The sequence below is a fragment of the Methanosarcinales archaeon Met12 genome, from assembly GCA_002813105.2.
Classification (GTDB): Archaea; Halobacteriota; UBA148; order UBA148; family JAJOKI01; genus JAJOKI01.
Map to the genome: position 1 here is coordinate 421287 of CP017966.2, position 25685 is coordinate 446971.

Here is a 25685-nt window from a genome sequence, read left to right on the forward strand (position 1 = left end):
CAGGTAAATAAGGGCGCCGTTAAGACCCAGGACTTTTCCACACCTCCCCTCACTGCACTGAGGGGGGGTGTGGGGAGGCACTTTCATGGTAACGAATACATTGGATAACCGAGAGCACATTTATACGCCGCGCGCGCTACGGCGCCTGGTGCGGGACCAGCCCGCTCTCCCCTTATTGATCGCCGGTCTGGTGATCTTGCCGGTGGCAGTGGTGCTCTGGGCATTGCTCACCCCCACACCAGCGGTCTGGGAACATCTCTGGGCCACTCTGCTGCCGGAGCTAACGCGCAACACCATAGTGCTGCTGATAGGTGTAGGGGTGGGCACCCTGATATTGGGTACCGGATTGGCCTGGCTGACGGTCGCCTATCGCTTCCCCGGACAGGCGGTCTTTGACTGGATGTTCATGTTGCCCCTGGCCGTGCCGGCTTATATCATGGGCTTTGTCTACATGGCTATCTTCGACTTTGCCGGCCCGGTGCAATCGGCTCTCAGGGGATGGCTTGGCAGTGATATCTGGTTTCCCGAGATCCGCTCTGGCAGCGGGGCGGTGCTGGTCATGACCATGGTTCTCTACCCTTATGTCTACCTGCTGGCACGGGCGGCGTTCCACGAGCAGTCAGGCAGCACCTTTGAGGCAGCGCGCGCCATGGGCTACAGCCGGTTGCAATCCTTTCTCCGCCTCGCCCTTCCGATGGCGCGCCCCTCGATTGCCGCCGGACTGACCCTGGCGTTGATGGCGGCGCTGACCGACTTCGCCACGGTGCGCTGGTTCAACTTCCCCACCCTTTCTGACGGTGTCATCCGCGTCTGGCTCGGGATGATGGATCTGAGGGCGGCAACAGAACTGGCCGGGGTGCTGCTGCTCTTTGCCCTGATGGTGATCCTTATGGAACGATGGTTGCGGGGACGGGCGCGCTATTCTCAAACCGCAGGGAGGTCCCACGGCATCGTGCAGGTGAAGCTCTCCGGCTGGAAAGGATGGGCCGCGACCGGGTTCTCCGCTCTGGTGCTATCGGTTGCCTTCATTCTACCCGTGGCACAACTGGCCCACTGGGCGCTCAGCGAAGTTGCCCATATGTCGCCAGGAGCCCTGGCCATGTACTGGGAATTGGCTGGCAACAGCCTGATGCTATCCGGGTTGGCGGCCGGGGCTGCTATCACCCTGGCCGTGGTAGTGGCCAACGGCGTGCGCATGGGCGGTGGCCGGCTGACCCGATTCACCGCGCGCCTGGCCACTATGGGCTACGCCGTCCCCGGGGCAGTCATCGCCGTCGGGATACTGGTACCGCTCTCGGCCTTCGACCACGCGCTGAATGACCTGGTCGAGGGGTGGCACGGCGTGACGATTGGCCTGCTGCTCACCGGCTCGGTGGTCGGGCTCATCTATGCCTATGTGGTGCAGTTCATGGCGGCGGCCTACAACAGCGTGGAGTCGAGCCTGGATAAGGTCACCCCCAATATCACCATGGCCGCCAGGACCTTGGGAGCCACGCCGAGGAGGCTCTTGTGGCGCATTCATCTCCCGCTGATTGCTCCCGGCCTGTTGGCCGGCACAACCCTGGTCTTTGTGTGCGTGATGAGAGAACTGCCTATCACCATGATGCTGCGGCCCTTCGGCTATGACACCCTTGCTATCTGGGTCTTCCAGATGGCGGCTGAGCACCTGTGGGCTGGCGCCGCCCTGCCGGCGCTCACCATCGTAGCGGTGGGCATTCTTCCGGTGATATTGCTGATGCGGGTAGCCACGCCGAAAAGAATCCAACAGATGAGGAGGTGAGCAAGATAAAGAGAATTGAGAGACCACACGTTTCGTTGTGGCAGGTGTCCAAATATTTTGGCAAGGTAGCGGCCATCGTTAACCTGACCATTGAAGTGAACAAGGGAGAGTTCTTCTCATTGCTCGGGCCGTCGGGGTGCGGCAAGACTACGCTGCTAAGGCTTATCGCCGGGCTGGAGGAGCCTGATTCAGGAACTATAACCATAGGCGAGGATATCGTTGCTGGAGGGAGATGGATTGCGCCTGAAAAAAGAGGGGTGGGGATTGTCTTTCAGGACTATGCCCTCTTTCCTCACATGACGGTCTTCAAGAACATTGCCTTTGGCTTAAAAGGATGTAGTCGGCAGGAACTCAAACAAAAGGTGCTGGAATCACTGGAGCTGGTAGGCTTATGCGGCATGGCATCGAGGTACCCCCATGAACTCTCGGGAGGGCAGCAGCAGCGGGTCGCTCTGGCGCGCGCCCTGGCCCCCGGGCCGGAAGTGATCTTGCTGGATGAGCCTTTCTCCAACCTGGATGCAGACCTGCGGACTCGGATAAGGGCTGAGGTCAAGGGCATACTATCTCACGTCGGGGCTACCGTCATCTTCGTCACCCATGACCAGGAGGAAGCTTTCTCCATGGCTGATCGCGTAGCAGTGATGAATGAAGGGCGGATAGAGCAGATAGGTTCCCCGGAAGAGATTTATCATTTCCCATCTACACGATTTGTTGCGGACTTCGTGGGACAGGCGGATTTCATAGACGGTGTCGTGGAGGAGAGGGGAATCGTAACGGAAATCGGGATATTCCCGAATAACACGGCACTGGCGAGGGGTACAAAAATTCAGCTCATGATTAGGCCAGATGACATAACTTTCACCTTGGATGGAAAGGGCGGTGCGGTGGTAGAAAGCCAGGAGTTCAGGGGTTCTGAGAATTTCTATACCCTTAGACTGGCCTCTGGGAAGCTGATGCACAGCAGCCGTCCCTCCACTCTATTGGTCGAGCATGGCACCAGAGTTAGAGTGACAGCAACCCCCACACACATCGTTGCCTTCATAGGGGATGAGGTGATGAGATAGTTTTGGATTATGCGAGGTATCGAATCTAAGAATTGGCGACCGTCTTGATATTCAGTCCTGCTCGCTCTGCGGCGACGAACGAAGAATAGTGAGCATTTTTATCGAGTACCACCCAGTCGCCCCCATCTGCCAGTGCATGCATAATCGCAAATTTGGCCTCGCGAGCGCCATTGGTAACGCGCGCATGCTCCGTACCTAAAAACTCTGGTAATGCTCTGTGAACGAAATCATATATCGGAGGGGTCTTGATTTGGTCCAGTGCACCAGTACAGAAATCACAGACGGAGTAGCCATCTCCCCACTCGAGAAGCGCATCCCTTGCCTCGGGCGTGAGTATGCCGCCTCTCTGGAGCGGTCGATGTTGACCATGTCCCTTGTCTCCCGCTTTACATCGCGAAACTTCTGCATGTTTGACAATCTAAATACCTGCCCATACATGGAGATACGCCATATTTAAACTTTAGATATATCTGCCCCTTTGGAGAATATCCTGCTGGCAATCAGATGTGCGACCCTCAGTGGCTCCGGGATTCTGCTGTGTATTGAGGTGAGTTGCACAAGTTCGGTGGCACTCGAAAGATCGATTCCACAACATTGAACGAAAACAGACCCATACGAAGTTGTGACCTCATGAATATCCCCTGCATTTTGAGCCAGGTTCCATCGCTCTTCCGAACGGTCCAGGTTCTTTAGCGCTTCTTTTACCTTTTTAAGATTTGGCGGCGACCGCATAACCGCGATAATCGGCAGTCCTGTTTGTCTGTGCAATGCGTTGAGATCTACGATATTAAAACCGGCATATGTGATGCCGTCCAGCATGATCGCCCGTATCTGTTCATAACGGTTGCTGCTCCTGACCAATTCGACCATTTTTTCCGTGTGCACCAGATGGGGCATCTGGTGGAGTTGTAGTCCTGAAAGGACTTCAACAACGTCAAAACCGTCCCGTTCGATCTCCGACCGAAGCGCATCATCTAACCAGTAAGCGCCCCTGAAAACAGCCCCTATTAACACCACGTTAGCAGATATTATCGGCCCATCATCGATGCCAAGTATTCGAACCTCATGTTTGATGGGCATATCCTATTTTACTTTATTCTTAAACTTTCTCTTAAACGTATCGCATTGCTTGCCCAACAGGGTTGCCGCATCCTTTAATGCCATAATTGGGTCTACGTCCTTCGTTCGTATATGCAATACTGGATAGCTGATGCCAGGATGCTTGATGTCGTAGGATGCAATTTTTACCCGCTCATCCTGGAGAAGTATCGACCTTAGCGCATTTAAGAGTGTGTGGTCCTCTCCCCCAATTTCCAGCCTGACCTCGTCGTCGGTTTTCTCGAAAATCTTTATGTCCATTTTAATCCAACACCTAAATCACACCGGTTCCATAGCCTTCCGCAATCTTCCTGGTTTCGATATGTTCGCATTCCGGACACTTGAGCATATCGTCCTCTCTTTTCAACACGGTTCTGCACCTGGAACAAATGGCTTTTATGACTCCCAGATCCCTGCCATCGGTACTGAGTCTCAACGTCTTGGCATCGATGACCTTCCCCAGTACGATGTCCATGAAACCAAATTCATGGCTTAGCTCTTTTACGTATGCATTTTTTATGTTTGAGATATGAATCGCGCCACGATCCGAGGTCGCTAGTTCTCTGTCCTCACGCCCTTTTATGCGTGCAATATCCACGAGGACGACTGAACTCTTAAGATCTGAGACCCTCCCTATGACGATATCCCCAACTTTTGGAACGGGTGGCGTGTCCGTCCGAGGTATTACAGATGCGCTCCTCTCCTTCGTATCGATCTCGATAATCCCGATGTTCGCCGCATAAATGTTGCCTGCCTCTTCATAGGTTCCAACACCATTTAGAAATTCTTCGGAGGTTCCGATAAAATCGCCAGGTATGACGAAATCACTTTTTGTTTTTTGCATTTTTTTTATCTCCCTTTCGACATCTAACTATTCGTTCATTCCTATAATCTTTTCTACCCCAATCAACTTTGCTCCAACTGTAAACGTTTCACAGGCTTGTAAGCGTCTCTATCCCCTCTATCTCAGAACAATGTTCATCATCTGTGAAAATATATCTTGTCTCCAAGAACTTGGCTGTAGCTGCTATTACGGCATCAGCTATTGGTATGGGATACTTTGTTTTTATCTCACCAGCTATTTTAGCCACATCCACGCCAACAGGCACTTTTTCCAAAACAGACGCAACTAGATAATCATATCTTTCTTCAGCTCTCTTTTTGCTCTTTCTTGCAAGAATATAATAGACCTCAATAAGCATAATCGTGGATATCGCACCGATAATCTCTCCTCTCTCAATTTTTTCCATAGCATCTAATGTCCTCTTTGCACCCCGCTCTCCTTTAAAGAATTTCAGCAACATCATTGTGTCGAAAACTATCGTCTTCATTCTAATTTCTCCAGCCTTCTATCCCATGCTCTTCGTAGCTCCTCGACCTCTTTATCCACATCTACGCCCATGAGAATGTCTGAATCAACACCAAACAACTCCGTAAGTCTTGGGGTTTTTTTCAAGATTACCTCGTCCTTTTGCTCCCCTATCATAATTCTCATACCTGCCTCAAACCCTTGTTTTCTCCTTATGCCCCTTGGGATTGTTATTCTTCCTCTTTTGTCTATCAGTGCAACTTCCATCTTACCCACCAATACAATTAAATTTTTAATTCCCACTATTTAAATCTTACCCATAATAAACTACACACAGAATAGAGAGGTAATTCTTCTGAGCAGATATGCGACTGTTGCTACGTCGACATGTTCACGGGCGAAATCGTCCCTAAGTCATCGAGTCGAAATAAAAAGGCAGCCGCCCAGAATCTCATCGAACTCGATTTCATCCCAGCCCCGCTCGCCCAATACGACCTCGAACTCTATGGGTGTCAGCATTGGCACTTTAAACATCGCGACGTCATCGATGGCTATGCGCGGACATCCCGTATTTACAAACGCATCGGCTTTAAAGGAGTTTAAGCGTTCGGGCGTTATCTCGTCCATCGAGATCAGATATGCGACAAGGCCTTTTTTTCTGGCTTTCTTCCATAATTTATCTGCCAGATCCACCCTCATCTGGCCACTCTTAGTGCAAATTATGATGCCAAATGTCTCTGCATCCAGTGCTCTTGCGATAATTGCGTGTCGCTGTCGAAGGATCGGCTCTGGATTAGTCTCCCGTACTTCATTTGACATCGGGTCTGCTATGATGACACGCTTGGAGGTAGCAAGAGTAACACCCAATGGGTGGAAGTTCCCACTTCCGATGTAGATGAATTCGTCCGCATTCACTTGTGCGGCAGAAAAATTACATCCGAGTACCTGCCCTTTGTATTTCAATCGCGAATCGACCCTTCCGATGATGCACGTCTTTCCATGTCGTGATAAAATATCATGTGCCTCTTCCAATTTGTGAACGTGTTGAACTGTAGTAATCAGCCCGATCACATCTCCTTTTAGAATTTTTACGGCCTGTTCCATCACTGGGCGTATATCGACATCTGATCGTGTTTCGATAAAGATGACATCATCGACGCTTCGATGTGCATGCCCGAAATGAAATAAGACGTCAACATGAGTCTGCAGTATAACGTCCACATCACAGGCACCGTAGCAGGGATTCCCTGAAATATACGAAATAGCGCCTGTTCGCTCCTGAATCTCCTTGGCTATTGCAGGTCCAAACCGCTTGAGCCCTTCTGGAAATTGTAGCCCGACCTTTTTTGCACCCCTTTTTTCTATGGCATCTATTACCCACTCTAAATCAAAGTCAAAAGTAGCGCTCAGTTGAAACCCTCCTGAGTTTCGGTATCTGCACTATCTTTGATGATGATTCCATCCTCAGAAACATCGAGAGCAAGCAGTACCTTCGGCAGATAACCCATCTCTTTAATATCCTCGATGCCACTGCCCCTGGTGAACACGACGACGATGTCTTTTATCTCTGCACCTGCCATTTCAAGGGCTTTGGTCGCCGCTTTCATCGTGCCCCCCGTGCTTATGACATCATCAACGATGATTACGCGGTCCCCTTTATGAATTCCGTTTAGATACAGCTCGCCCTTTGAGTAACCTGTAACCTGATGCACAGCGATCTCGCCTGATACCCCATACCTCTTCTTTCTGATGATCACAAGAGGAATGTGAGTAAGCAGCGAAAGAGCGGTTCCGATGTGAATTCCCATAGCCTCGACCGTAACGATCTTGTCAACGTCCATATCCGCGATCTTGGCAATATGTGCCGCCACCTCCAGGATAAGTTCTGGCTTCAACTCAGGTATGCCATCGGTTATCGGATGGATGAAGTAACTGTAATCTCCACGCTTAACGATGGGCACGCCGCTTAATGACTTTTTTAATACGTTTAGCAGTTAATTCACCCCCTGCTCCTTCTCCACTTCTCCGTCTCTTCTCTACTTTTCTATCACATCACCCAGGTCAGCAAGAAAGATATTCAAGGTCTCCTCAGTCATATGGGGCATCATCACCAACCTTAGCCCCTTGGGTTTTGGCGTAGTGGATACATACCAATTTCGCTCTTCGAGCATGGGGACAACAGTATCTACAGATGGTATTCGGAGCACAACTATGTTGGTAACTGGCTTGATGAACGTCTCGATTCCAAATTTTTCTGCCCATTTCTCGACCGTCGAGGTCAAATTCATGCAGTGTTTTACGATGCGCCGATATCCTTCGTACCCAAAATGCTTGAATATCGCATATGTAGCTGCTATAGAGGCACCAGTTCTGGTCCCAGTTAGCGAGTGCTGTTTTTTGGATACGAGATATGGCGTCGATGTTGCAAGCTTTTCCATATGCGATTCGTGCCTGAAGAGTAATCCGCTAGATGGTATCGTCCCGGCGCCCATTTTGTGCGGGTCCACCATAATAGAAGATACTCCCTCAACGCCAAAGTCAAACGGATGTTTTTTGTCCAGGAACGGAATTACTAGACCACCAAATGCCGCATCCACGTGCAGATACACATTGCTGGACAGTGCAAGCTCTGCCAGTTCGTCAATGGGGTCTATCTGCCCAAATTCAGTCGTACCTGCTATTCCGACAAGAGCCACGGTGCTCTCATCAATCAAATCTTCCACAGATGCTGGGCACACCCTATAATGTTCGTCTAGCGACGCTTTTTTAAGTTCCAACCCGAGCACGTCAGCTGCTTTATCGAACGAAAAGTGCGCGGATTCAGGGATGATTATATTCGGATTTGGTGTGCGTCTGAGATTCCTCGCCACTCTAAGCGCCTGAATATTTGATTCGGTACCACCTGTCGTGATGTATCCCGAAGCACACGGTGCGCCCAGCAATTTGCCGAGCATGCCCACTACGTTGTTTTCAACTTCCTTGGTGCCAGGAAATAAATATGGGTCGCCAAGGTTCGTTTCTATGTACTGCATGTGCGCCTTGATTGCCAGAGGATGCGGCCTTGTACACATTGAGCTGAGTACGCGGCCGAATGGCACGTCCCTTTTTCTGTGCTCCTTCATCAATTGCAGTACAGTTCTCTCAGCAACCCCTTTCTCGTCCATCGCTTAGACCCAAACCAACACCACTATAGAGACTTCCTTGCAGCTTCGAGAAGTATCTGTTTCTCTGTTCTGGCGACCATTTCCCTGACCGATTCGACTGCATCAATATTGGCAGAGATGCTCGTAATGCCCAGTTCTACCAACTTTCGCGCCATCTCTGGAGACGAGCCTGCCTGCCCGCATATAGAGGACTTAACGCCTGCCCTGTTGCATTCCCGAATTACGTGCTCAATCAGCTTCAGAACCGCTGGATGTTGCTCATCATATAGATACGCCACGTTCTCGTTATTCCTGTCAACCGCAAGCGTATATTGCGTCAGGTCGTTGGTGCCAAACGAGACGAAGTCAAGTCCCTCTTCTATAAACTGATCGATAATCAAAGCGGATGCAGGAGTCTCGACCATTATGCCAAGTTCGATCTTGTCAAGATTCAGTCCGACTTCGACCATAATCTCCTTTGCCCTGCGTAATTCCATCGGATGCTGAACCAGTGGGAGCATTATCCCGATGTTGTTGTATCCCAGTTCATATAACTTCCTGAACGCTTGTAGCTCGAGTTTGAAATGTTCGACGTCGCCTAAATCCCGCCGAATACCGCGCCACCCCATCATCGGATTGTGCTCCTTGGGTTCATCCTCTCCGCCCTGCATGCTCCTGAATTCGTCAGTCGGTGCATCAATCGTCCTGACCCATACGGGGTTGGGATAAAACGCATCGGCGACCGTTTGTATTCCCTTTACCAGCTGGGCAACATACTCCTCTGATTTGCCTTCTTTGATATACAATTGTGGGTGCTTATTTAGCCCGAGGAGCATATGTTCGATTCGCAATAATCCCACGCCATCCGCACCAGTTGCCGATGCTTTTTGGGCTGCTTCTGGGATGGATATGTTTACTTTTACCTCGGTTACTGTAACCTGTTTTGTCGTTACCATGGGAGCGGTGACTACTTGTTCGTCCCGTACGGTTCGACCAACCTTTCCTTTGTATACGTGCCCTTTCTCGCCGTCTATCGTTACGACCATGCCATCTTTCAACACGTTCGTGCCTTCCTTAGTTCCAACAACAGCAGGCGTGCCGAGTTCGCGCGATACGATAGCAGCATGACATGTTAATCCTCCTTCGTCGGTGATGATGCCTGCTGCCCTCTTCATGGCAGGAACCATGTCCGGCATGGTCATGGTGGTGACCAAAATATCGCCTTCATTCACCCTGTCCATCTCATCGAGCTTCATCACGACCTTGACCGTCCCGTATGCAATGCCCGGTGATGCGCCAAGTCCTTCCAGTATCAGCTTATCAATGGTCTTTTCTGGCCCCTTCTCCTTTTTCTGAATCGTCGTTACCGGCCTGGATTGCAGCATATAAATTTTATCATCTTTTATGGCCCATTCGACGTCCTGCGGGTAATCATAATGTGTTTCTACAAGTTCCCCGAGTTCACTTAGCTTCATCACTTCGTCGTCTCTCAGCACAGCTTTGTCCACCAGACCTGTGGGAACTTGTTTACTGATGGTCTTTCCGGTCTTAGGGTCTCTGATATGCATGATTTTCTTACTTCCAATATCGCGTTGTGCGATCCTCCCAGTCCTCCGATCTACCACATAGCTGTCCGGTGACACGGATCCTGCAACCACGGTTTCTCCCAGGCCCCAGTTTGCCTCGATGACTGTCAGCGGCTCACCCGACATCGGATGTGATGTGAACATGACGCCTGCCCTATCTGCATCAACCATCGTCTGCACAATCACGGAGATGTTTACCTGCTCATGTTTAAATCCCTGCTTTACCCGATAGAATATCGCCCTTGCACCATACAGGGATGCCCAACATCGCTTCACCGTATTCACAACGGCCTCGCCCCCCTTGATATTTAAGAATGAGTCCTGCTGGCCTGCAAAGGATGCGTCGGGCAGGTCTTCCGCAGTTGCACTGGACCTGACAGCGACGAAAACCTCCCCGCCCTCTCTTTTGCACAATTCATCATACGCGGCAAGAATTTCCTTCTCGATTTTTTTGGGCATCTCTGTCTCGATGACTAATTTTTTGGCTGTCTTTTCCGCCTGTTTCAGCTCTTCTGTATCGTTCACGTCTACTTTTAGCGATTCAAATATCTTGTCGGCGATTTTGGCGTCGTCTATGAATTGTCTGAATGCCTGCGCAGTCACCGCAAAACCTCTCGGCACAGGCAATTCCTCTTTTATCATTTCCCCCAAACTCGCCCCTTTGCCGCCCACAACTGCTATGTCCTTTGACCCTACTTCTTCTAACCATACTATTATCATGTTTAAACCTCCTCACGATCGAGGGTTCTCGATTTGAGTGCAATATTTAATATCATATCGACTTTCTCGGGTTGAATCCCAAATTCCCTTGCAATTCGCTTGAGAAGGGGAAATTCAATTTCATGACCATGTGCTCTGGACGCCCGTATCACCTCTATCATAGTCAGAACACCAGTTAAATTTTGAACGAAATGAATGGTAGGATTCGTCATGCCTCTCTCGATGCGAGATATGGTCTCACGACGTAAGTTTAATAAATTGGCTACCTGTCTCTGAGCCATTCCATATTTTTTTCGGTACATCTTAATTGTGGCTCCAACTTCCGATGATATCACGATGGTGCCTGCAATGTGCTGCGCAAACTTGACCAACCAGTCAGGCGTGTACATGGTTTTCCCCCATTATGTTACATATCACGTAACATAAATTCTACCAAGGTCAATAAGAAGTAGGAACTATTTAAGTTTTTTGATTATTGTGGCATATTATGTCACAGATTGGATATGTGGTAGATGCACCAGACCTGAAACTCTAAAGGAGTTTCGACATGCGCTCAGAACGAAAAGATGAAAAGGTAGTAATTCAATGGTTATTGGGGATTAAATTGAAAGTTCTCATCACCGACTCCCTCTCTAAAGACGGGACTGAACTACTAAAAAAGGAGGCAGACGTAGATGTGGCAACCGACCTCTCCGAGAAGGAGCTTGTTATGCGCATCAAAGACTATGATGCCCTTATCGTCAGGAGCGGAACACAGGTAACACGAGACGTCATAAACGCTGGACGGAGGTTAAAAGTCATCGGGCGCGCAGGAGTGGGCGTGGATAACATCGATGTGGGGGCTGCTACCGAACGCGGCATCATCGTCCTAAACGCCCCAGAAGGAAATACGGTATCGGCAGCAGAACACGCCATTGCGATGATGATGTCCCTCTCCAAGAATATCCCCCCTGCCGATGAATCCGTAAAGAGGGGAGAATGGACTAGAAGCAAGTTCGTGGGAGTGGAGGTTCGCAATAAGGTTCTCGGAATTATCGGACTTGGACGTGTCGGCGCCGAGGTCGCAAAAATAGCGCATGGACTTGGGATGCATATTTTGGCGTATGATCCGTTTATATCCGTAGAGAGGGCTGAGGAACTGGGAGTTCGACTCGCTAAAATAGACGATGTCGTCAGCAAAGCGGATTTCATAACGATTCACGCACCGCTGACCAAAGAGAGTCATCATTCAATCGGTAAAAAAGAATTTGAAAGGATGAAGGGCGGCGTCAGAATCATAAACTGCGCCAGAGGCGGCATAATCGATGAGAAGGCATTATATGGGGCGATTAAAAGCGGGAAAGTTGCTGGTGCAGCGCTGGATGTATTCGAGCAGGAACCCCCTGTAGATAGCCCCTTATTAGAATTGGATAGCGTCATCATGACGCCGCATCTGGGAGCTTCGACACGAGAGGCGCAGATTAACGTTGCGGTCAGCGTCGCAGAGGGCGTGATAGATGCATTGAAGGAAAAACCTGTTAGAAACGCAGTTAATATGCCAGCCATCAAGCCAGATGTCCTCGCCCTCATTAAACCCTATTTGACGTTAGCAGAAAAACTTGGGCGCCTGTCCGTCCAGTTGATTGATGGTCGCATAAACACCGTAGAGGCCATGTACAGCGGAGAGGTCGCAGAACGCGACACCGGCCCGCTCACGACCACGATATTGAAGGGGATACTCGACCCCATACTTTCTGAGCCAGTAAACTTCGTTAACGCACCCGTTATTGCCAAAAACAGAGGGATAAAGGTCATAGAACGCAAGGTCGGAGCAAGTGAAGACTTCACGGGATTGATCACGGTCGTGGTTAGAACTGCAGACGATGAAAAGGGCGTTGCAGGAACATTATTTGGAAAGAATGATGCCAGAATCGTGCGGATAGATAATTACCACATAGATGCGCTGCCATCTGGATATATGTTAATATCCAAACATATCGATAAACCAGGCATTATCGGACATGTCGGAATGATACTGGGCAAAAATAACATCAACATAGCCGGGATGCAGGTGGGACGTGAATCGATCGGCGGCGAAGCGGTGATGGTGTTAAACATCGATGGCCCGGTCTCAGATGGCATACTGAAGCAAATCGAGGCAGTGGATGGTATTCAAAATATTAAACTCGTCGTGCTTTAAATAACGGCTTTAGACGTCCCAGCCGGGACTTGAACCCGGGTCTTAGGCTATCTGCAAGTTTTCCATCAACGCTTTTTGCGAAAAGGGTTGCCGCAGGCCTAAAGGATATCCGCTACCCTACTGGGACTTTTTATATTCTTCTTTATATAACTTTATTGATTTCTCAATCGACCTCTTTGCCTCTTCCGCACCTTTCCATCCCACCAATTCTACTTTTTTCCCTTCGAGCTCTTTATACACCTGGAAGAAGTGCGCTATTTCCCTTAAGTTCTGATGCGGTATATCTTCCATATCTCTTGCCTCTCCAAATCTTGGGTCATGTTTTGGCACGCAGAGTAGCTTATCGTCTTGCTTGCCCACATCCATGAGTCTCAGCATGGCTATAGGTCTACATTCTATCAATATCCCTGGATGTGTCGGATTTGTCACAAGCACCAGTGCGTCGAGTGCATCTCCATCCTCTGCCAATGTCTGTGGCATTATCCCATAGTCCCCTGGATAATGGAAGGGAGAGAATAACACCCTATCCAGCTTGAATATGTTGCGCTTCTTGTCATATTCGTATTTGTTCTGGGAGCCTTTCGGTATCTCCACTATCACGTTAATTATGTGCGGTGGCCTTTCTCCTGGCTCTATATCATGCCACATATTCCCCATTTCACTTCACCTCTCTTAAGCTTCCCTTATGATCCTTGCGATGTTGTCACCAACATCCGAAGTACTGGATGACCCGCCCATGTCGCGTGTCTTTACCTTTCCTTCTTTGGTGTTTCGTTCTATGGCATTCACCACCGTATCCGCCGCCTCCTTCTCACCCAAGTGTTCCAGTAGCATGGAGCCAGCCCATATCGTCGCGATGGGATTTGCCGTGTTCATTCCCTTGTATTTCGGAGCGGAGCCGTGAATTGGCTCGAACATGCTTGTTCCTTCTGGATTGATGTTTCCGCCTGGTGCAAATCCAAGACCGCCCTGGATCATGGCTCCCAGATCGGTGATGATATCTCCGAACATATTGGGCGTAACAACTATATCAAACCACTCTGGATTCTTGACGAACCACATCGTTATGGCATCTACGTAGTTGAAGTCGGTTTTAACATCGATGTAGTCTGCTGCGACTTCCTCGAATATTCGCCTCCAGAGCCCATATATATCTGTCAGCACGTTTGCCTTGTCCACAGAAGAAAGATGTCCTTTACTATTCTGAGCAAGTTCAAACGCATATCGAATCACGCGTTCGGTGCCTTCTCTGCTGATCATGCCGATCTGGTATGCGATCTCGCCGCTGTCTGAATCGATGTCAAGGTCAAATTTGACCTTGTATAATTTCCGGATGACGTCCAGTTCATGCGCAGATACTCTTTTATTCGTGGAACCCCCGATTCCAATATAGAAATCCTCGGTGTTCTCCCTCACGACCGTGAAGTCTATGTCCTTTGTTCCCTTGTCTCTCAATGGCGTCCAGACGCCCTTCAATAATTTTACGGGGCGGAGATTGATGTACTGGTCAAAGTAGAATCGCATCGCCAGCAGAATTCCCTTTTCCAGTATACCCGGTTTTACTCTATCATCTCCCACTGCGCCCAGATATATCGCCTTGTACTGCTCCAGTTCGCGCAAAACGTCCTCTGATATCAACTCGCCGGTCGCCAGATAATGGTCGGCTCCATGTGGATAATCGATCCACTCTATATCAAAACCGTGTACCTCGGCAACTGTCTCGAGGACTTTTTTGCCCTGAGCGATGACCTCGGGGCCGATTCCATCGCCTGCTATAACTGGAATTTTGTATAAGGTCATCTGGTTTTCTCTCCCTGAGTCGTAGTTATTTATACTATTCTGGGCTTAACCCCGCTCGTGTATATTTAATCAACCCGCCGCACTCGATAATCTTTCTCACGAACTCTGGCATTGGCGTAGCTTGGTGTGTCTCGCCCGTCGTTTTGTTATTGATAAAGCCCTTCCTGAAATCCACCACGAGGATGTCCCCCTCTTTAATGCGCTCTGTTTCGGCGCATTCGAGAATGGGCAACCCAGTGTTGATGGCGTTCCTGAAGAATATCCCTGCAAATGATTTCGCGATGACGCATTTGATTCCAGCGCCATTCAATGCCAGTGGCGCATGCTCCCTGGAGGAGCCGCAACCGAAGTTTTTTCCTGCGACGATAATATCGCCTGGTTTTACTTCGCGTGCGAATCCAGGGCGAACGCCCTCAAAGAGGTGGTTTGCCAGCTTCTTCGGGTCGTTTATCGTAAGATACCTGCCAGGAATGATGGCATCCGTATCGACGTCGTCGCCGAATCTCCAGACGTTTCCTTTCATGATGTGGTGATTGTCGCTTGTCATACTTAAAGGATATCTTCTGCTAAAAATCCTCTAAATCATAGGCTAAATATCCCTGCTCTCTCAGTTTCCCGCCCCAATCAACGAATTTTGATTTTTCTTTTTTTCTTAATTCTGTGAGAATTTTTAATGCTTCTCTCTTTGCTCAATGAGTTCCTCAAAGAAGGCAACCCGTTTATCTCCATTTGAATCTGTCCGGGAGCTCTTTTACGACAAGTTTTTATGCTCTTGGACCCACCTAATCGTGTCTGGAAGAGATGATAACTCAAGGTGATTGACATGAAGTTCAAGGTCGTAATCAGAGAAGGAGAGGATGGCTGGTACGTAGTTGAGTGCCCATCTTTACCTGGCTGTATTTCGCAAGGAAAAACTAAGAAAGAAGCTTTGGAGAACATCAAAGAAGCCATTGAGCTTTACCTGGAGCCGGAAGAAGTTCAGGTGACACAGAAAGGAGAGCAAATGGTGGAGATAACAGTGTGACAAAACTGCCGGTCATCTCTGGAGAAGAAGCAATTAAGGTGTTGAATAAAGCTGGTTTTGTTTTCGTTAGGCAGAAAGGAAGTCATGTGAGAATGAAAAGGGTCACAGCTGAGCGAGCCATTAATGTGACTATACCTCTCCATGACGTTTTAGATAGAGGCACATTGAGGAGCATTATTAAGGCTGCTAACTTGACTGTTGAGGGGTTTGTTGAGCGGTTGTAAGATCGTTTAACCTGTTATGAGAGTTGGTGTGGTTGGCTTTAAGACGAAAGTGCAAAAGTTTAGTTAGTATTTAAAACTTTGCAGTTCTTGGTGAGTTTAAGCTTTGCCCTTATATCTCCCTGGGGTCGGTTATACTGCCCGTAATCGCAGACGCAGCTGCAGTAGCTGGCGAGCACAGATATACGAATGCCTTGGCGCTGCCCTGCCTGCCCTTGAAGTTCCTGTTGGAAGTTGCAAGCCCGACCTCTCCGTCCCCGAGAAGCCCAAACGAGCCTCCCATGCATGGGCCGCAGCATGGTGCTTCCACAAGCGCGCCAGCCTCTACGAAACATTCGATGAATCCTACCTCCAGCGCCTTTAAATATTCCATGCGCGATGCCGGTATGATTATCACGCGGACGCCATTGGCAATATGATGACTACCGAGAATCTCCGCAACGACTTTCAAATCCTCAAATCGACCATTGGTACACGAGCCGATGAATATCTGGTCGATTTTCGTGCCCTCAACATCACTCACGTTTTTGACGTTGTCCACGTTGTGCGGACAGGCTATCTGCGGCCGAAGGTCAGATATATCGTATTCATGATGCTGTGCATAGTTGGCATCTTCGTCGCTGCACCAATGCAAATCGAGTTTGAAGTCGGGAATGCACTGCTTCAGATATTTCTCGGTCTCTCTATCAGGCTCGATGATGCCTACTGCCCCGCCCATCTCGATCGCCATGTTGGACATCGTCATCCGCTCGGAGATGCTCATGTTCCTCACCGTTGGTCCAGCATACTCGCAGGCAGAATACGCCGCCCCGTCTGCACCCACGTCGCCGATTATGTGCAGTATCACGTCTTTTGAGTACACTCTGTCAGGCAGTTTGCCTTCAATCTCAAACCGGATGGACTGCGGAACCTTAAACCATAATTTTCCAGTAGCCAGAGCAGACGCCATATCCGTGGAGCCGACGCCAGTAGAGAATGCGCCGAGTGCGCCATACGTACAGGTGTGCGAATCCGACCCGATTATCAGGTCCCCTGAGTTTACATGGCCTTTTTCAGGCATTACCTGGTGGCACACCCCCTCATACACGTCATAATTCAGGATGCCTTGTTCATCCGCAAACTTCCTGAGCATTATATGATTATTGGCCGCATTCAGCGAGTCGGCTGGAACCTGATGGTCAAACAACATCACGATTTTGCTTGGGTCCCACACGCGCTTCTTTTTCCGACCTGCCATGATCTCGTAGAACCCATGGATGGCAAGCGGTCCGGTAATGTCGTGAATCATGGCACAATCTATATCGGCAAATACAAATTCGCCTGCCACAACGGGTTTTCCAGATGCTCGAGAGAATATCTTCTCAGTAATAGTCAGACCTGTGGACATGATTGACAAAATAATGGCAGAGTACCTAAATAAATCAATCGATATGTTGAAATCCTTTGCAAGTAAATGATGAAAACATGAAGGAGATTCTACAAACCCACGAACAAGTAGAATGGGCCTCATCAGAGGAGTTTAAAGAGAAGGTGGCAGAGAAGCTCAAACTGATGGGGGGCCTGTGCGATGAAAAGACTGCTGCCATGCTCGTGGCACATGACCTCGATGCGGAAATGTCGATGTCAAAATCCAAGTCGGATGCTATAAAAATCAATGATATATCATTAGAGAAGAAAAACGTGTGTTTCATCGGCAAGGTTACGGATGTAGATAGAGTACGTGAGTTCAGTAGGGAAGATGGCTCACGTGGGAGGGTCGCAAACATCCTGGTCTCTGATGATACTGGCTCGATTCGGGTTGTCCTCTGGGATGAGCTTGCGGACCTGGTCAAAGTAGATGAGGTCAAAATCGGACAGGTTATCGAGGCCAGTGGATATGTGAAAGATGGGTATTCTGGCGTTGAGGTTAACATCGGCAGGGGCGGCAGCCTCAATTTCGTCGAGGACAGGGACGTCACCGTTAAGACATATAAGATATGCGACATCAAGGTTGGCATGGGTGGCATAAACATTGCAGGAAAGGTTATCGACGTCGGAGGGATGCGCACGTTTTCCAGAAAAGATGGAACAGAGGGGCACGTGAACAACATCACGATAGGAGATGAAACGGGCAAGATTCGGGTGACACTGTGGGACGACCTTGCTAAGGGTGCAAAGTTTGCGGTTGGAGATACTATCGAGACCACAAACGGATATTCCAGGGAGAACTTCGGCCAGATGGAGATACACATTGGAAACAGGGGCTCCATCAAAATTGGAGATAAAAAGGTGGAGTATTCGGAGCAGATTATGAAAATCGGGGACATCGGGGTAAATGAATCCTGTGACATAGTGGGGGTGGTGACCGAAATCGAGGGCGTGCGGGAGTTCAATAAAAGCGATGGCAGTACTGGAAAGGTGGCAAATCTAAGGGTCGCTGACGAGACGGGCGGCATCCGAGTAGCACTGTGGGGAGAGCATGCAGATATAGTCAATAGCATCAGCATCGGAACCAAGCTCAAAATCATGGACTGCTATGCCAAGGTAAGATGGAATGATAAAGTGGAGTTGAATGTCGGTTGGCGTAGTAAAGTGTCACTGATGGGCAAGGGGTAAGATTGAATCACCAGCTTATTATCACGGATGACCACTTTCACACTACATACTCGAAGTATTTATGAGATTCTGTGTTTATTAGCATAGGGAGATAGTATGAGCGAAAAGATATCATTGGATGAGTTGCCAGGCGTAGGAGTTGCAACAGCCGAGAAACTTAAAGATGCTGGCTTTGGTTCGATAGAGGCGATTGCGGTTGCATCACCATCTGAATTGGCGGGCGCTGCAGAGATAGGAGAGACGGTAGCAGCAAAAATAATAAAGGCGGCGCGAGACGCTGCAGATGTTGGCGGATTCGAGACAGGAGATATCGTATTCGAGCGAAGAAAGCAGGTCGGAAAATTGACGACCGGTTGCAACCCTCTTAATGAGCTGCTTGGGGGCGGTATTGAGACGCAGTCTATTACGGAATTCTATGGAGAGTTTGGCTCGGGAAAGACCCAAATTGCTCATCAATTGGCCATAAATGTACAATTGCCAAAAGAGAAGAGTGGACTGAGTGGTTCTGCTATCATCATCGACACGGAGAATACGTTTCGTCCCGAGCGAATCCAGCAGATGGCGGAAGGAGTTGGATTGGATTACGAGGGGCTCCTCAAAAACATACACGTCGCCAGGGCGTATAATTCGAGTCATCAAATGTTGTTGGTCGAAAGGGCGTCTGAACTGGCAGAGCAGTTGAAGGAATCCGACTATCCGGTAAGGTTGATAGTCGTCGATTCGCTGACAGCGCATTTCAGGGCAGAATATATAGGGAGGGGGACGCTCGCAAACCGGCAACAACAGCTCAACAAACATCTGCACGACCTCATGCGGTTTGGTGACCTGAACAATGCCGTAGTGATGGTGACCAATCAGGTCATGTCCAAACCCGATGCCTTCTTTGGCGACCCAACCAGACCGATAGGTGGCCACATCCTGGGGCATACTGCTACGTTTAGATTATACCTGCGAAAGTCCAAGGGCGAGAAAAGAATTGCCAGACTGGTGGATTCGCCATCTTTGCCCGAGGGAGAGGCCGTGTTCTCGGTAACGAAAGAGGGAATCGTGGGGCTCGAAGATTGAAAATATTAGTCCTGGACATCGATGGCACCATTACAGACGACGAACGGAGGGTCAATTGTAAGGTGATAGAGGTTATTCGCCGTTTAGATATACCGATAGTCCTCGCAACAGGAAATATAGTATGCTTTGCCTCCGCTACTGCAAGGCTCATCGGCACCGGCGGTATCGTTATCGCTGAGAATGGCGGAGTCGTAAAGACAAGTCTTGATGGCAAAGAATACGTCCTCGGAGACATCGTGCGGTGTCGACGCGCATTTGACCTTTTAAAAACGCATTTCAAACTCGAGAAACTCGACTCAGAATATCGAGGGACCGAGATTGCGGTGCGAAAAAATTTTAATTTAGACGTGGCAAGGGCGATTCTGGATGGAGCCAATCTTGGTGTGAATATGGTAGACAGCAGATTTGCCATACACATCAAAGACAAGCGCATCGATAAAGGGACTGGATTGAAAAAAGTCGTAGAACTGCTGGGTTGGTCAACTGAAGATGTCATAGCGATCGGTGACGCTGAAAACGACGTCGAGATGCTTCAGACCGCGGGACTGGGCATAGCGGTTGGCAATGCAGACCAAAAACTAAAAACGGTAGCGGATTTTGTGATGGAGGGCAAGTACGGCGCTGGCGTGATTGAGGCAGTCGAGCGGTTTATAAACTAAAGATGTAGCTCCGTATAAGACCAAGGTCAAACTGGTGATATACGATATCGACACGTAAATCAAGAAAACATTTATGTTCGTTCAAATAGAGGTTTTCTCTACAAGGTCGATTTAAATCGACTCCAAGCAACCTCCTCTACCCTCCTGATTACCTCTTTTACGGGTATGCCGTTTTCGTTGGCTATTCTTTTGCAATCCTCGAACTCGGCAGAGATGTTCATCAGTTTTCCATTGCTATCTGTTGCGATTTTGACATCGGCTTTGTGTTTTTTCCCGGCAATCTCGATAGCAACCGATGCCATTTTCCTCTTGGCGATCAGCCTGTGTCTTACAGGCATTATTCGCACACCGAGTGAGCCCGTTTCCTCGATGACCTTTCTTGCCAGCACGCTCACGTCTGCTGGTTTTGCGATTATCTGTATTATATGCCCACTTCGTCCTTTTTTCATCGTGGCAGGAATGATGGCAACGTCCTTCGCACCCAACTTCATCAACTCCTCGAGGAGGTTGCCAAGTATTTCGCCAGTGACGTCATCGACGTTTGTTTCAAGTACTTCAATTGAGTCATGAATAAGTGCATCCATCTCTCCAACTACAATGCGCAACGCATTTGGCATCTCGAGCTCTTTTGATCCAGCGCCATATCCAATTTTTTTGACGGCAATCTCGGGGAAAAATGTGCTGCATTTCTGGACGAAATGCGCAAGTATCGCCGCCCCTGTAGGGGTTAACAATTCTTCTTCCACCGGACCTCCTCTAAAAATCAAACCGGAATTGCGAAGTATTTCCAACGTCGCCGGTGCCGGTACTGGCAGGCGCCCATATTTTGTATCTACAAAGCCGCTGCCGACATATACTGGGGTGCTGTGAATTGCGCACTCCCTAAAACCAAGGTCATGAAATGCTGCGCACGCACCCATCACATCTGCGATTGCGTCAGCAGTCCCAACTTCGTGAAAATGCAATCGGTTTTTGGGCACCCCATGTATTCTCGATTCAGCATCGGCAATCTTCTCATATATTGCGATAGCGTCCCTGATTATTGCATCATCAAGCCCACACGATTCAACTGCCTTCACGATGTCCGCATATCTTCGGTCACCGTTGTCATCGCTGGTCACGCTCACCATGGTCCCATCGATACCCTGTCTATTCGTTTTCGTGATATCGACCTCGACCTCTCCGAAATCGGTGATGCACGTCATCGCATTTTCTACTATATCCTTCCTTGCTCCCAGATCGACCAAGCCCCCGATGATCATATCTCCAGAGGCGCCAGAGACGGGGTCGAATACAACTGCCTTCATCGTCGCACCATAATTTTTATATCTCACTGTGCATTAGATACAATAATATATAACAATAGTACAATGGATGTCTTATTACTATTTGGAGGAGAACGCCCGTGGATGAACTTTACTTGAATGTTGCAAAAGCATATCCTATTGACTCTGCAAGAGGCATTGCACGCCTTGATCCAACCTCGTTGTTGGAGTTGAAACTTTCGCCTGGCGATATCGTCGAAATAAAGGGCAAATCGGTTACTGCTGCAAAGGTATGGCGCGCAGATAAACAGGACTGGGAACAAAAAATCATCAGGGTTGACGGATTCACCCGGCAGAACGCTGATGTTGGTATCGGGGAACGGGTTGTGGTCAGAAAGGCAGAGGTCAAAGAGGCAAAAAAAGTAGTCCTAGCACCGCCCGAGGGGGCGGCAATTCGATTTAGTGATGATGCCGTGGATATGATAAAGCGCCAGGTCCTCAAGCGTCCGGTTGTACAGGGCGACATCGTGCCGATAATAAGTTCTATGGTGCAGCCAATTATGGGACGAATGATTATGGGACAGGTGATACCACTGGTAGCGGTCAACACGACTCCTTCTGGAATTGTTCTCATCACCGAAACTACCCTGCTCGAGCTACGGGAAAAACCGGTCAGCGGATATGAATCTGCCGTAATGACCGGCATAACTTATGAGGACATAGGCGGATTAAAGGATGAAATTCAACGCGTAAGAGAAATGATCGAACTGCCGATGAAACACCCAGAAGTATTCCAGAAGCTGGGCATAGAACCGCCCAAGGGGGTTTTGTTGCATGGGCCACCAGGAACTGGAAAGACGCTCATCGCAAAAGCGGTTGCAAACGAGTCTGGAGTGAACTTCTTCTCAATCGCCGGTCCCGAGATCATGAGTAAATACTATGGCGAGAGCGAGCAGCGCCTTCGCGAGATTTTCGAGGAGGCACGCGAAGAGGCGCCCTCGATAATATTCATCGATGAGATCGACTCGATTGCACCCAAGAGGGAGGAAGTGACCGGGGAGGTCGAACGCAGGGTCGTTGCGCAGTTATTGTCCCTGATGGATGGGTTGGAAGCAAGGGGAGAAGTCATAGTAATAGGGGCTACCAATAGAGTAGATGCGATTGATCCAGCACTTAGGCGCCCGGGTCGTTTCGACCGAGAAATTGAAATTGGTGTGCCTACCAGGGCTGACCGAATTGAAGTCTGGCAGATTCATGCGAGGGGAATGCCATTGGCAGACGATGTGAATGTTGAGGAGCTGGCAGACCACACGCATGGTTTTGTGGGGGCTGATATATCCGCCCTCGTTAAAGAAGCGGCGATGAAGACGTTGCGCAGATATCTACCAAAGATCGACCTGGATGAGGCGGAGATACCCAAGGAGATACTGGAAAAGATGAAAGTTACCAGAGCTGATTTTTTCAATGCGTTGAAGGAGGTCGAACCATCAGCACTACGGGAAATCTTCATCGAGATACCAAAAGTCTCCTGGAGCGATGTGGGGGGATTGGACGACGTCCGCCAGGAGATCATCGAGGCGGTGGAATGGCCGTTGCGAAGTCCTGAAACATTTACCCGAATGGGCATCCATTCACTAAAGGGCATTTTGCTGTATGGGCCGCCAGGAACCGGAAAAACCCTCATTGCCAAAGCGATCGCCAACGAGTCGGCTGCAAATTTCATCAGCATCAGGGGACCCCAATTATTCTCTAAATGGGTTGGTGAGTCGGAGAAGGCGATAAGAGAGATATTCAGAAAGGCACGACAGTGCGCGCCATCGATCATATTCATCGATGAGCTGGATGCCATTGCCCCCATACGCGGTGTAGACGAAGGTTCCAAGGTATCAGAGAGAGTTGTAAATCAGCTACTTACAGAATTGGACGGTCTGGTGGAGTTGGAGGGCGTCATCGTAATCGCTGCAACCAACAGGCCTGACATGATCGATCCGGCGTTATTGCGGCCAGGTAGATTTGACAGAATGACGCTTGTAGGGGCGCCAAACAAGCCCAGCAGGGTCGAGATATTTAAGATTCATACTGCTGACATGCCCATAGCAGACGACGTCGACATCAATGAACTCGCGGATGTTACCGAAGGATACGTGGGCGCTGACATTGAATCATTGTGCAGGGAGTCGGCCCTACTTGCTTTGAGGGAGGATTTCGATTCCAGTCATGTGGAGATGCGACATTTCAGAGAGGCATTGAAGAAAATAAGGCCGACCATCAACGAAAGCATAAATGGATATTATGAGCGCATTCAAGAGCAGTTCAAAGGCGGCACGCCTGTTGAAGCGAGGTCTTATATAGGATACCGATAGAAATTTATTTATAAGTGTAAGCATAAGTAAGGACTTAAGGTTGAAGCGAGGTCTTATATAGGATACCAGTAGGAATTAAAGTGTGATCAAAAATGACGAAAATATTCACAAAAAATTTGTTTGACAAGCACATCATGGGAATAGATGGGACTGAAACGGGAATACTGCATAATATAATAGCTGATTTCAGGACGGGCAATCTACTCGACCTTGTGATCAAGCCCGATATTGCGTTAAATACAGAGGGATTCAGGATGGAAGATGGTTTTTTACTCCTTCCATTTGATTCCGTCAGGGCCGTGAGCGACTACATCGTAGTTGATAAAAAAGTATTGGCGCCCTAAATTATCAACGGGTATCTCCTCACTAATTTATCAATCACCTCTTACTCTTAGCCCTAGTTGTTCTAGTATGCAAAATCATCCCTTTTGTCTTATCAATGAGGTTAAGGGAGAGGATTTCTACAGAGCCATTTAAATGATAAAATTTAAGAAAATTGGAATCATCGTCTCGATCGTTGGCATATTAACCATAGCTGCGTCTGCAGCACTATACATGCAACCACCACAGCCGATACGCGCTGTGGATTTTGCGCCAACGGAGTTGATTGGCATGCCCGTCGTCTTTAAATCAGAGGGCGAAGAAGCCATCGAAAGGACGAGACGCATACACGCTGGACCCGTCCTGTACATACAGGATGCAGCGATAATTTACTATGGTCCAGAAATGCACCAAATAAAATTATGGATATCTACATACGAAAACGAGAGTATGGCGTATGCCGAAAATGAAAAAATGCGGGATGCTATCGTTAGATTCGCCAAAGGTTATTGGGCAGAAAACCTGGAAGAAATGACCATCGACGGCGAAAGCATATATAAAACATCCCCGCACCCGCCATCGAGTGGACATTACCATTATTTCTGGGCGGATGGACGGGCTATCTTCTACGTCGAAATACCGCCAGCCCTTCAAGAAATGACTGACGATATTATCAGGGCAATAAAAGGTTAAGATGAGTCAACAGGTGGTCGCCCATTTGCAGTATGGCATAGTATCGCTTCCTCAAGTGCCAATTCGCCTCTGGCAACCTGACGGGCTAATTTTCTTGGAATGGTCGTCTGACCGTTTGATCGTTCTCGACTCTGCTCTTGTATGACCCTGATCTCTCCTTTTGATGGCTCGATTCGCTGCCTACTGACTGGAATTCCCTCGAGGCTGGCTATGTTGATGGCTGCCACCACGTCGGAAATCATTTGCCCCCTTATTCCCCTTCCAAGATGGGGCGTGGTAAAACTTTCGTCAACTAACTCCACACGTATCCCTAAATCAAGTAGCGTATTTATGATTTGTGCCCTGACAAGCCGAGCACCGTGTCCAATCCGAGCCACAACGTTTTGAATGGGTTGTTCTCCCAAGACGTGCTGTACGACCGCACCAACTCTGTTGATCGATACCTGATGCACTGATACGACCATTTCGTCTGCAACGACCGCAATTCCTGGATATTTGCCAGGGTCAATACCGATTATGACCTTATCGTACTTGCGGACGCCGCCAAGCAAACGCTGGGCTTCGTCCACGGCGGTGCGCACTCTTTTGGCAATCACAATACGGTCTGAATCAAAATTAATTCGATTAAATTCAGCTTCCGTTGTGATGACTACGCCGACATTAATGGGTATCGCATCTTTTAATGAAAGTAATACGAAGTGTAAATTCCGTGCCCTCAGCTCCTCCACCAAGGGTCTATAGATCGAAAAGTCCTCGGTTATTGCGGCGATATACTTATGCCTCAAAGCCCCCACATTTAA

27 protein-coding genes, 1 tRNA gene and 1 pseudogene are annotated in these 25685 nt (G+C 48.9%); 11 read left to right on the plus strand and 18 right to left on the minus strand.

All coding sequences use genetic code 11. The annotated features are described in order from the left end of the window. The first annotated feature begins 85 nt into the window (after positions 1-85). Both BME93_02765 and BME93_02770 read left to right on the plus strand, forming a co-directional pair. Positions 86-1780 (plus strand): iron ABC transporter permease, encoded by a 1695-nt coding sequence (locus BME93_02765; protein ID ATZ61056.2) that lies wholly within the window; start codon positions 86-88, stop codon positions 1778-1780. After that, complete coding sequence (locus BME93_02770) at positions 1777-2844, plus strand: ABC transporter ATP-binding protein (GenBank protein ID ATZ61761.2); 1068 nt, start codon at positions 1777-1779, stop codon at positions 2842-2844. The genes BME93_02765 and BME93_02770 overlap by 4 nt, the downstream gene beginning before the upstream one ends. Positions 2845-2881: 37 nt before the next feature. Here BME93_02770 and BME93_02775 read toward each other — a convergent pair. The 11 genes and pseudogenes from BME93_02775 to BME93_02825 all read right to left on the minus strand — a co-directional run bounded on the left by BME93_02775 (position 2882) and on the right by BME93_02825 (position 11089). Further along, positions 2882-3282 (minus strand): annotated as a pseudogene (locus tag BME93_02775) (O-phospho-L-seryl-tRNA:Cys-tRNA synthase). 15 nt (positions 3283-3297) lie between these two features. Then, entirely contained in the window at positions 3298-3924 is a 627-nt protein-coding gene (locus BME93_02780; GenBank protein ID ATZ61058.2) for a DUF99 family protein, read from the minus strand. 3 nt (positions 3925-3927) lie between these two features. Continuing rightward, positions 3928-4203: a DNA-directed RNA polymerase subunit L gene (locus BME93_02785; protein ATZ61059.2), complete on the minus strand. Its 276-nt coding sequence runs from the start codon at positions 4201-4203 to the stop codon at positions 3928-3930. 13 nt (positions 4204-4216) lie between these two features. Further along, the gene (locus BME93_02790) at positions 4217-4786 is read right to left on the minus strand and encodes an exosome complex RNA-binding protein Csl4 (GenBank protein ATZ61060.2); all 570 of its coding nucleotides are present in this window, start codon (positions 4784-4786) and stop codon (positions 4217-4219) included. Positions 4787-4874: 88 nt separating this feature from the next. Beyond that, the gene (locus BME93_02795) at positions 4875-5273 is read right to left on the minus strand and encodes a PIN domain-containing protein (protein ID ATZ61061.2); all 399 of its coding nucleotides are present in this window, start codon (positions 5271-5273) and stop codon (positions 4875-4877) included. Next, on the minus strand, positions 5270-5518 hold the full coding sequence (locus BME93_02800) for an AbrB/MazE/SpoVT family DNA-binding domain-containing protein (GenBank protein ATZ61062.2): 249 nt from the start codon (positions 5516-5518) through the stop codon (positions 5270-5272). The genes BME93_02795 and BME93_02800 overlap by 4 nt, the downstream gene beginning before the upstream one ends. 147 nt (positions 5519-5665) lie before the next feature. After that, entirely contained in the window at positions 5666-6661 is a 996-nt protein-coding gene (gene dph2, locus BME93_02805) for a diphthamide biosynthesis enzyme Dph2 (GenBank protein ID ATZ61063.2), read from the minus strand. Next, entirely contained in the window at positions 6658-7245 is a 588-nt protein-coding gene (gene hpt / locus BME93_02810; protein ID ATZ61762.2) for a hypoxanthine/guanine phosphoribosyltransferase, read from the minus strand. Before hpt ends, dph2 begins: the two co-directional genes overlap by 4 nt. 42 nt (positions 7246-7287) lie before the next feature. Then, positions 7288-8415 carry a tyrosine decarboxylase MfnA gene (gene mfnA / locus BME93_02815; GenBank protein ID ATZ61064.2) on the minus strand — a complete coding sequence of 376 codons (1128 nt, stop codon included), beginning with the start codon at positions 8413-8415 and terminating at the stop codon, positions 7288-7290. Between the two features lie 23 nt (positions 8416-8438). Beyond that, on the minus strand, positions 8439-10700 hold the full coding sequence (gene ppsA / locus BME93_02820; protein ATZ61065.2) for a phosphoenolpyruvate synthase: 2262 nt from the start codon (positions 10698-10700) through the stop codon (positions 8439-8441). A gap of 2 nt (positions 10701-10702) precedes the next feature. After that, on the minus strand, positions 10703-11089 hold the full coding sequence (locus BME93_02825; protein ATZ61066.2) for a helix-turn-helix transcriptional regulator: 387 nt from the start codon (positions 11087-11089) through the stop codon (positions 10703-10705). A gap of 158 nt (positions 11090-11247) precedes the next feature. Here BME93_02825 and serA point away from each other — a divergent pair, with 158 nt between their 5' ends. Then, positions 11248-12879: a phosphoglycerate dehydrogenase gene (gene serA / locus BME93_02830; protein ID ATZ61067.2), complete on the plus strand. Its 1632-nt coding sequence runs from the start codon at positions 11248-11250 to the stop codon at positions 12877-12879. Between the two features lie 14 nt (positions 12880-12893). Here the strand turns inward: serA and BME93_02835 are convergent. From BME93_02835 to BME93_02850, 4 genes are all read right to left on the minus strand, one after another. Next, positions 12894-13006 (minus strand) — tRNA-Arg (locus tag BME93_02835). After that, complete coding sequence (locus tag BME93_02840; GenBank protein ID ATZ61069.2) at positions 12997-13527, minus strand: inorganic diphosphatase; 531 nt, start codon at positions 13525-13527, stop codon at positions 12997-12999. The genes BME93_02835 and BME93_02840 overlap by 10 nt, the downstream gene beginning before the upstream one ends. Before the next feature lie 24 nt (positions 13528-13551). Continuing rightward, complete coding sequence (locus tag BME93_02845; protein ID ATZ61763.2) at positions 13552-14679, minus strand: isocitrate/isopropylmalate dehydrogenase family protein; 1128 nt, start codon at positions 14677-14679, stop codon at positions 13552-13554. Positions 14680-14713: 34 nt separating this feature from the next. Next, on the minus strand, positions 14714-15202 hold the full coding sequence (locus tag BME93_02850; GenBank protein ATZ61070.2) for a 3-isopropylmalate dehydratase small subunit: 489 nt from the start codon (positions 15200-15202) through the stop codon (positions 14714-14716). A gap of 300 nt (positions 15203-15502) precedes the next feature. Between BME93_02850 and BME93_02855 the strand changes: the two genes are divergently transcribed. After that, the gene (locus BME93_02855; protein ID ATZ61764.2) at positions 15503-15703 is read left to right on the plus strand and encodes a type II toxin-antitoxin system HicB family antitoxin; all 201 of its coding nucleotides are present in this window, start codon (positions 15503-15505) and stop codon (positions 15701-15703) included. Beyond that, positions 15700-15927, plus strand: a complete 228-nt coding sequence (locus tag BME93_02860; protein ATZ61071.2) for a type II toxin-antitoxin system HicA family toxin — start codon at positions 15700-15702, stop codon at positions 15925-15927. The genes BME93_02855 and BME93_02860 overlap by 4 nt, the downstream gene beginning before the upstream one ends. A gap of 109 nt (positions 15928-16036) precedes the next feature. On the opposite strand, the gene BME93_02865 is transcribed toward BME93_02860, so the two are convergent. Further along, entirely contained in the window at positions 16037-17311 is a 1275-nt protein-coding gene (locus BME93_02865; protein ATZ61072.2) for a 3-isopropylmalate dehydratase large subunit, read from the minus strand. 77 nt (positions 17312-17388) lie between these two features. Here BME93_02865 and BME93_02870 point away from each other — a divergent pair, with 77 nt between their 5' ends. The 3 genes from BME93_02870 to BME93_02880 all read left to right on the plus strand — a co-directional run bounded on the left by BME93_02870 (position 17389) and on the right by BME93_02880 (position 20243). Next, entirely contained in the window at positions 17389-18519 is a 1131-nt protein-coding gene (locus BME93_02870; protein ID ATZ61073.2) for an OB-fold nucleic acid binding domain-containing protein, read from the plus strand. A gap of 96 nt (positions 18520-18615) precedes the next feature. Further along, complete coding sequence (gene radA, locus BME93_02875) at positions 18616-19584, plus strand: DNA repair and recombination protein RadA (protein ID ATZ61765.2); 969 nt, start codon at positions 18616-18618, stop codon at positions 19582-19584. Beyond that, positions 19581-20243: a phosphoglycolate phosphatase gene (locus tag BME93_02880; protein ATZ61074.2), complete on the plus strand. Its 663-nt coding sequence runs from the start codon at positions 19581-19583 to the stop codon at positions 20241-20243. Before radA ends, BME93_02880 begins: the two co-directional genes overlap by 4 nt. 98 nt (positions 20244-20341) lie before the next feature. On the opposite strand, the gene larC is transcribed toward BME93_02880, so the two are convergent. Further along, on the minus strand, positions 20342-21550 hold the full coding sequence (gene larC / locus BME93_02885; protein ATZ61075.2) for a nickel pincer cofactor biosynthesis protein LarC: 1209 nt from the start codon (positions 21548-21550) through the stop codon (positions 20342-20344). A 98-nt stretch (positions 21551-21648) separates the two neighbouring features. Between larC and BME93_02890 the strand changes: the two genes are divergently transcribed. The 3 genes from BME93_02890 to BME93_02900 all read left to right on the plus strand — a co-directional run bounded on the left by BME93_02890 (position 21649) and on the right by BME93_02900 (position 24885). Continuing rightward, entirely contained in the window at positions 21649-23871 is a 2223-nt protein-coding gene (locus BME93_02890; protein ID ATZ61766.2) for a CDC48 family AAA ATPase, read from the plus strand. A gap of 92 nt (positions 23872-23963) precedes the next feature. Beyond that, on the plus strand, positions 23964-24215 hold the full coding sequence (locus BME93_02895; protein ID ATZ61076.2) for a PRC-barrel domain-containing protein: 252 nt from the start codon (positions 23964-23966) through the stop codon (positions 24213-24215). Between the two features lie 133 nt (positions 24216-24348). Next, on the plus strand, positions 24349-24885 hold the full coding sequence (locus tag BME93_02900) for a hypothetical protein (GenBank protein ID ATZ61767.2): 537 nt from the start codon (positions 24349-24351) through the stop codon (positions 24883-24885). On the opposite strand, the gene BME93_02905 is transcribed toward BME93_02900, so the two are convergent. Beyond that, positions 24882-25670, minus strand: coding sequence for a hypothetical protein (locus BME93_02905; protein ID ATZ61077.2), 789 nt, complete (start codon positions 25668-25670; stop codon positions 24882-24884). The two genes, BME93_02900 and BME93_02905, sit on opposite strands and share 4 nt — an antisense overlap. Positions 25671-25685 lie beyond the last annotated feature (15 nt).

Bases quoted from the DNA above. Each gene is read 5' to 3' on its own strand.
- larC (ATZ61075.2), bottom strand. From the start codon at position 21,550: ATGAAGGCAGTTGTATTCGACCCCGTCTCTGGCGCCTCTGGAGATATG.
- BME93_02870 (ATZ61073.2), top strand. From the start codon at position 17,389: ATGAAGGAGATTCTACAAACCCACGAACAAGTAGAATGGGCCTCATCA.
- BME93_02850 (ATZ61070.2), bottom strand. From the start codon at position 15,202: ATGAAAGGAAACGTCTGGAGATTCGGCGACGACGTCGATACGGATGCC.
- BME93_02780 (ATZ61058.2), bottom strand. From the start codon at position 3,924: ATGCCCATCAAACATGAGGTTCGAATACTTGGCATCGATGATGGGCCG.
- BME93_02855 (ATZ61764.2), top strand. From the start codon at position 15,503: ATGAAGTTCAAGGTCGTAATCAGAGAAGGAGAGGATGGCTGGTACGTA.
- serA (ATZ61067.2), top strand. From the start codon at position 11,248: ATGCGCTCAGAACGAAAAGATGAAAAGGTAGTAATTCAATGGTTATTG.
- BME93_02765 (ATZ61056.2), top strand. From the start codon at position 86: ATGGTAACGAATACATTGGATAACCGAGAGCACATTTATACGCCGCGC.
- BME93_02795 (ATZ61061.2), bottom strand. From the start codon at position 5,273: ATGAAGACGATAGTTTTCGACACAATGATGTTGCTGAAATTCTTTAAA.
- BME93_02895 (ATZ61076.2), top strand. From the start codon at position 23,964: ATGACGAAAATATTCACAAAAAATTTGTTTGACAAGCACATCATGGGA.
- radA (ATZ61765.2), top strand. From the start codon at position 18,616: ATGAGCGAAAAGATATCATTGGATGAGTTGCCAGGCGTAGGAGTTGCA.
- BME93_02800 (ATZ61062.2), bottom strand. From the start codon at position 5,518: ATGGAAGTTGCACTGATAGACAAAAGAGGAAGAATAACAATCCCAAGG.
- BME93_02825 (ATZ61066.2), bottom strand. From the start codon at position 11,089: ATGTACACGCCTGACTGGTTGGTCAAGTTTGCGCAGCACATTGCAGGC.
- BME93_02840 (ATZ61069.2), bottom strand. From the start codon at position 13,527: ATGTGGCATGATATAGAGCCAGGAGAAAGGCCACCGCACATAATTAAC.
- BME93_02845 (ATZ61763.2), bottom strand. From the start codon at position 14,679: ATGACCTTATACAAAATTCCAGTTATAGCAGGCGATGGAATCGGCCCC.
- ppsA (ATZ61065.2), bottom strand. From the start codon at position 10,700: ATGATAATAGTATGGTTAGAAGAAGTAGGGTCAAAGGACATAGCAGTT.
- BME93_02790 (ATZ61060.2), bottom strand. From the start codon at position 4,786: ATGCAAAAAACAAAAAGTGATTTCGTCATACCTGGCGATTTTATCGGA.
- mfnA (ATZ61064.2), bottom strand. From the start codon at position 8,415: ATGGACGAGAAAGGGGTTGCTGAGAGAACTGTACTGCAATTGATGAAG.
- BME93_02900 (ATZ61767.2), top strand. From the start codon at position 24,349: ATGATAAAATTTAAGAAAATTGGAATCATCGTCTCGATCGTTGGCATA.
- BME93_02785 (ATZ61059.2), bottom strand. From the start codon at position 4,203: ATGGACATAAAGATTTTCGAGAAAACCGACGACGAGGTCAGGCTGGAA.
- BME93_02865 (ATZ61072.2), bottom strand. From the start codon at position 17,311: ATGTCCACAGGTCTGACTATTACTGAGAAGATATTCTCTCGAGCATCT.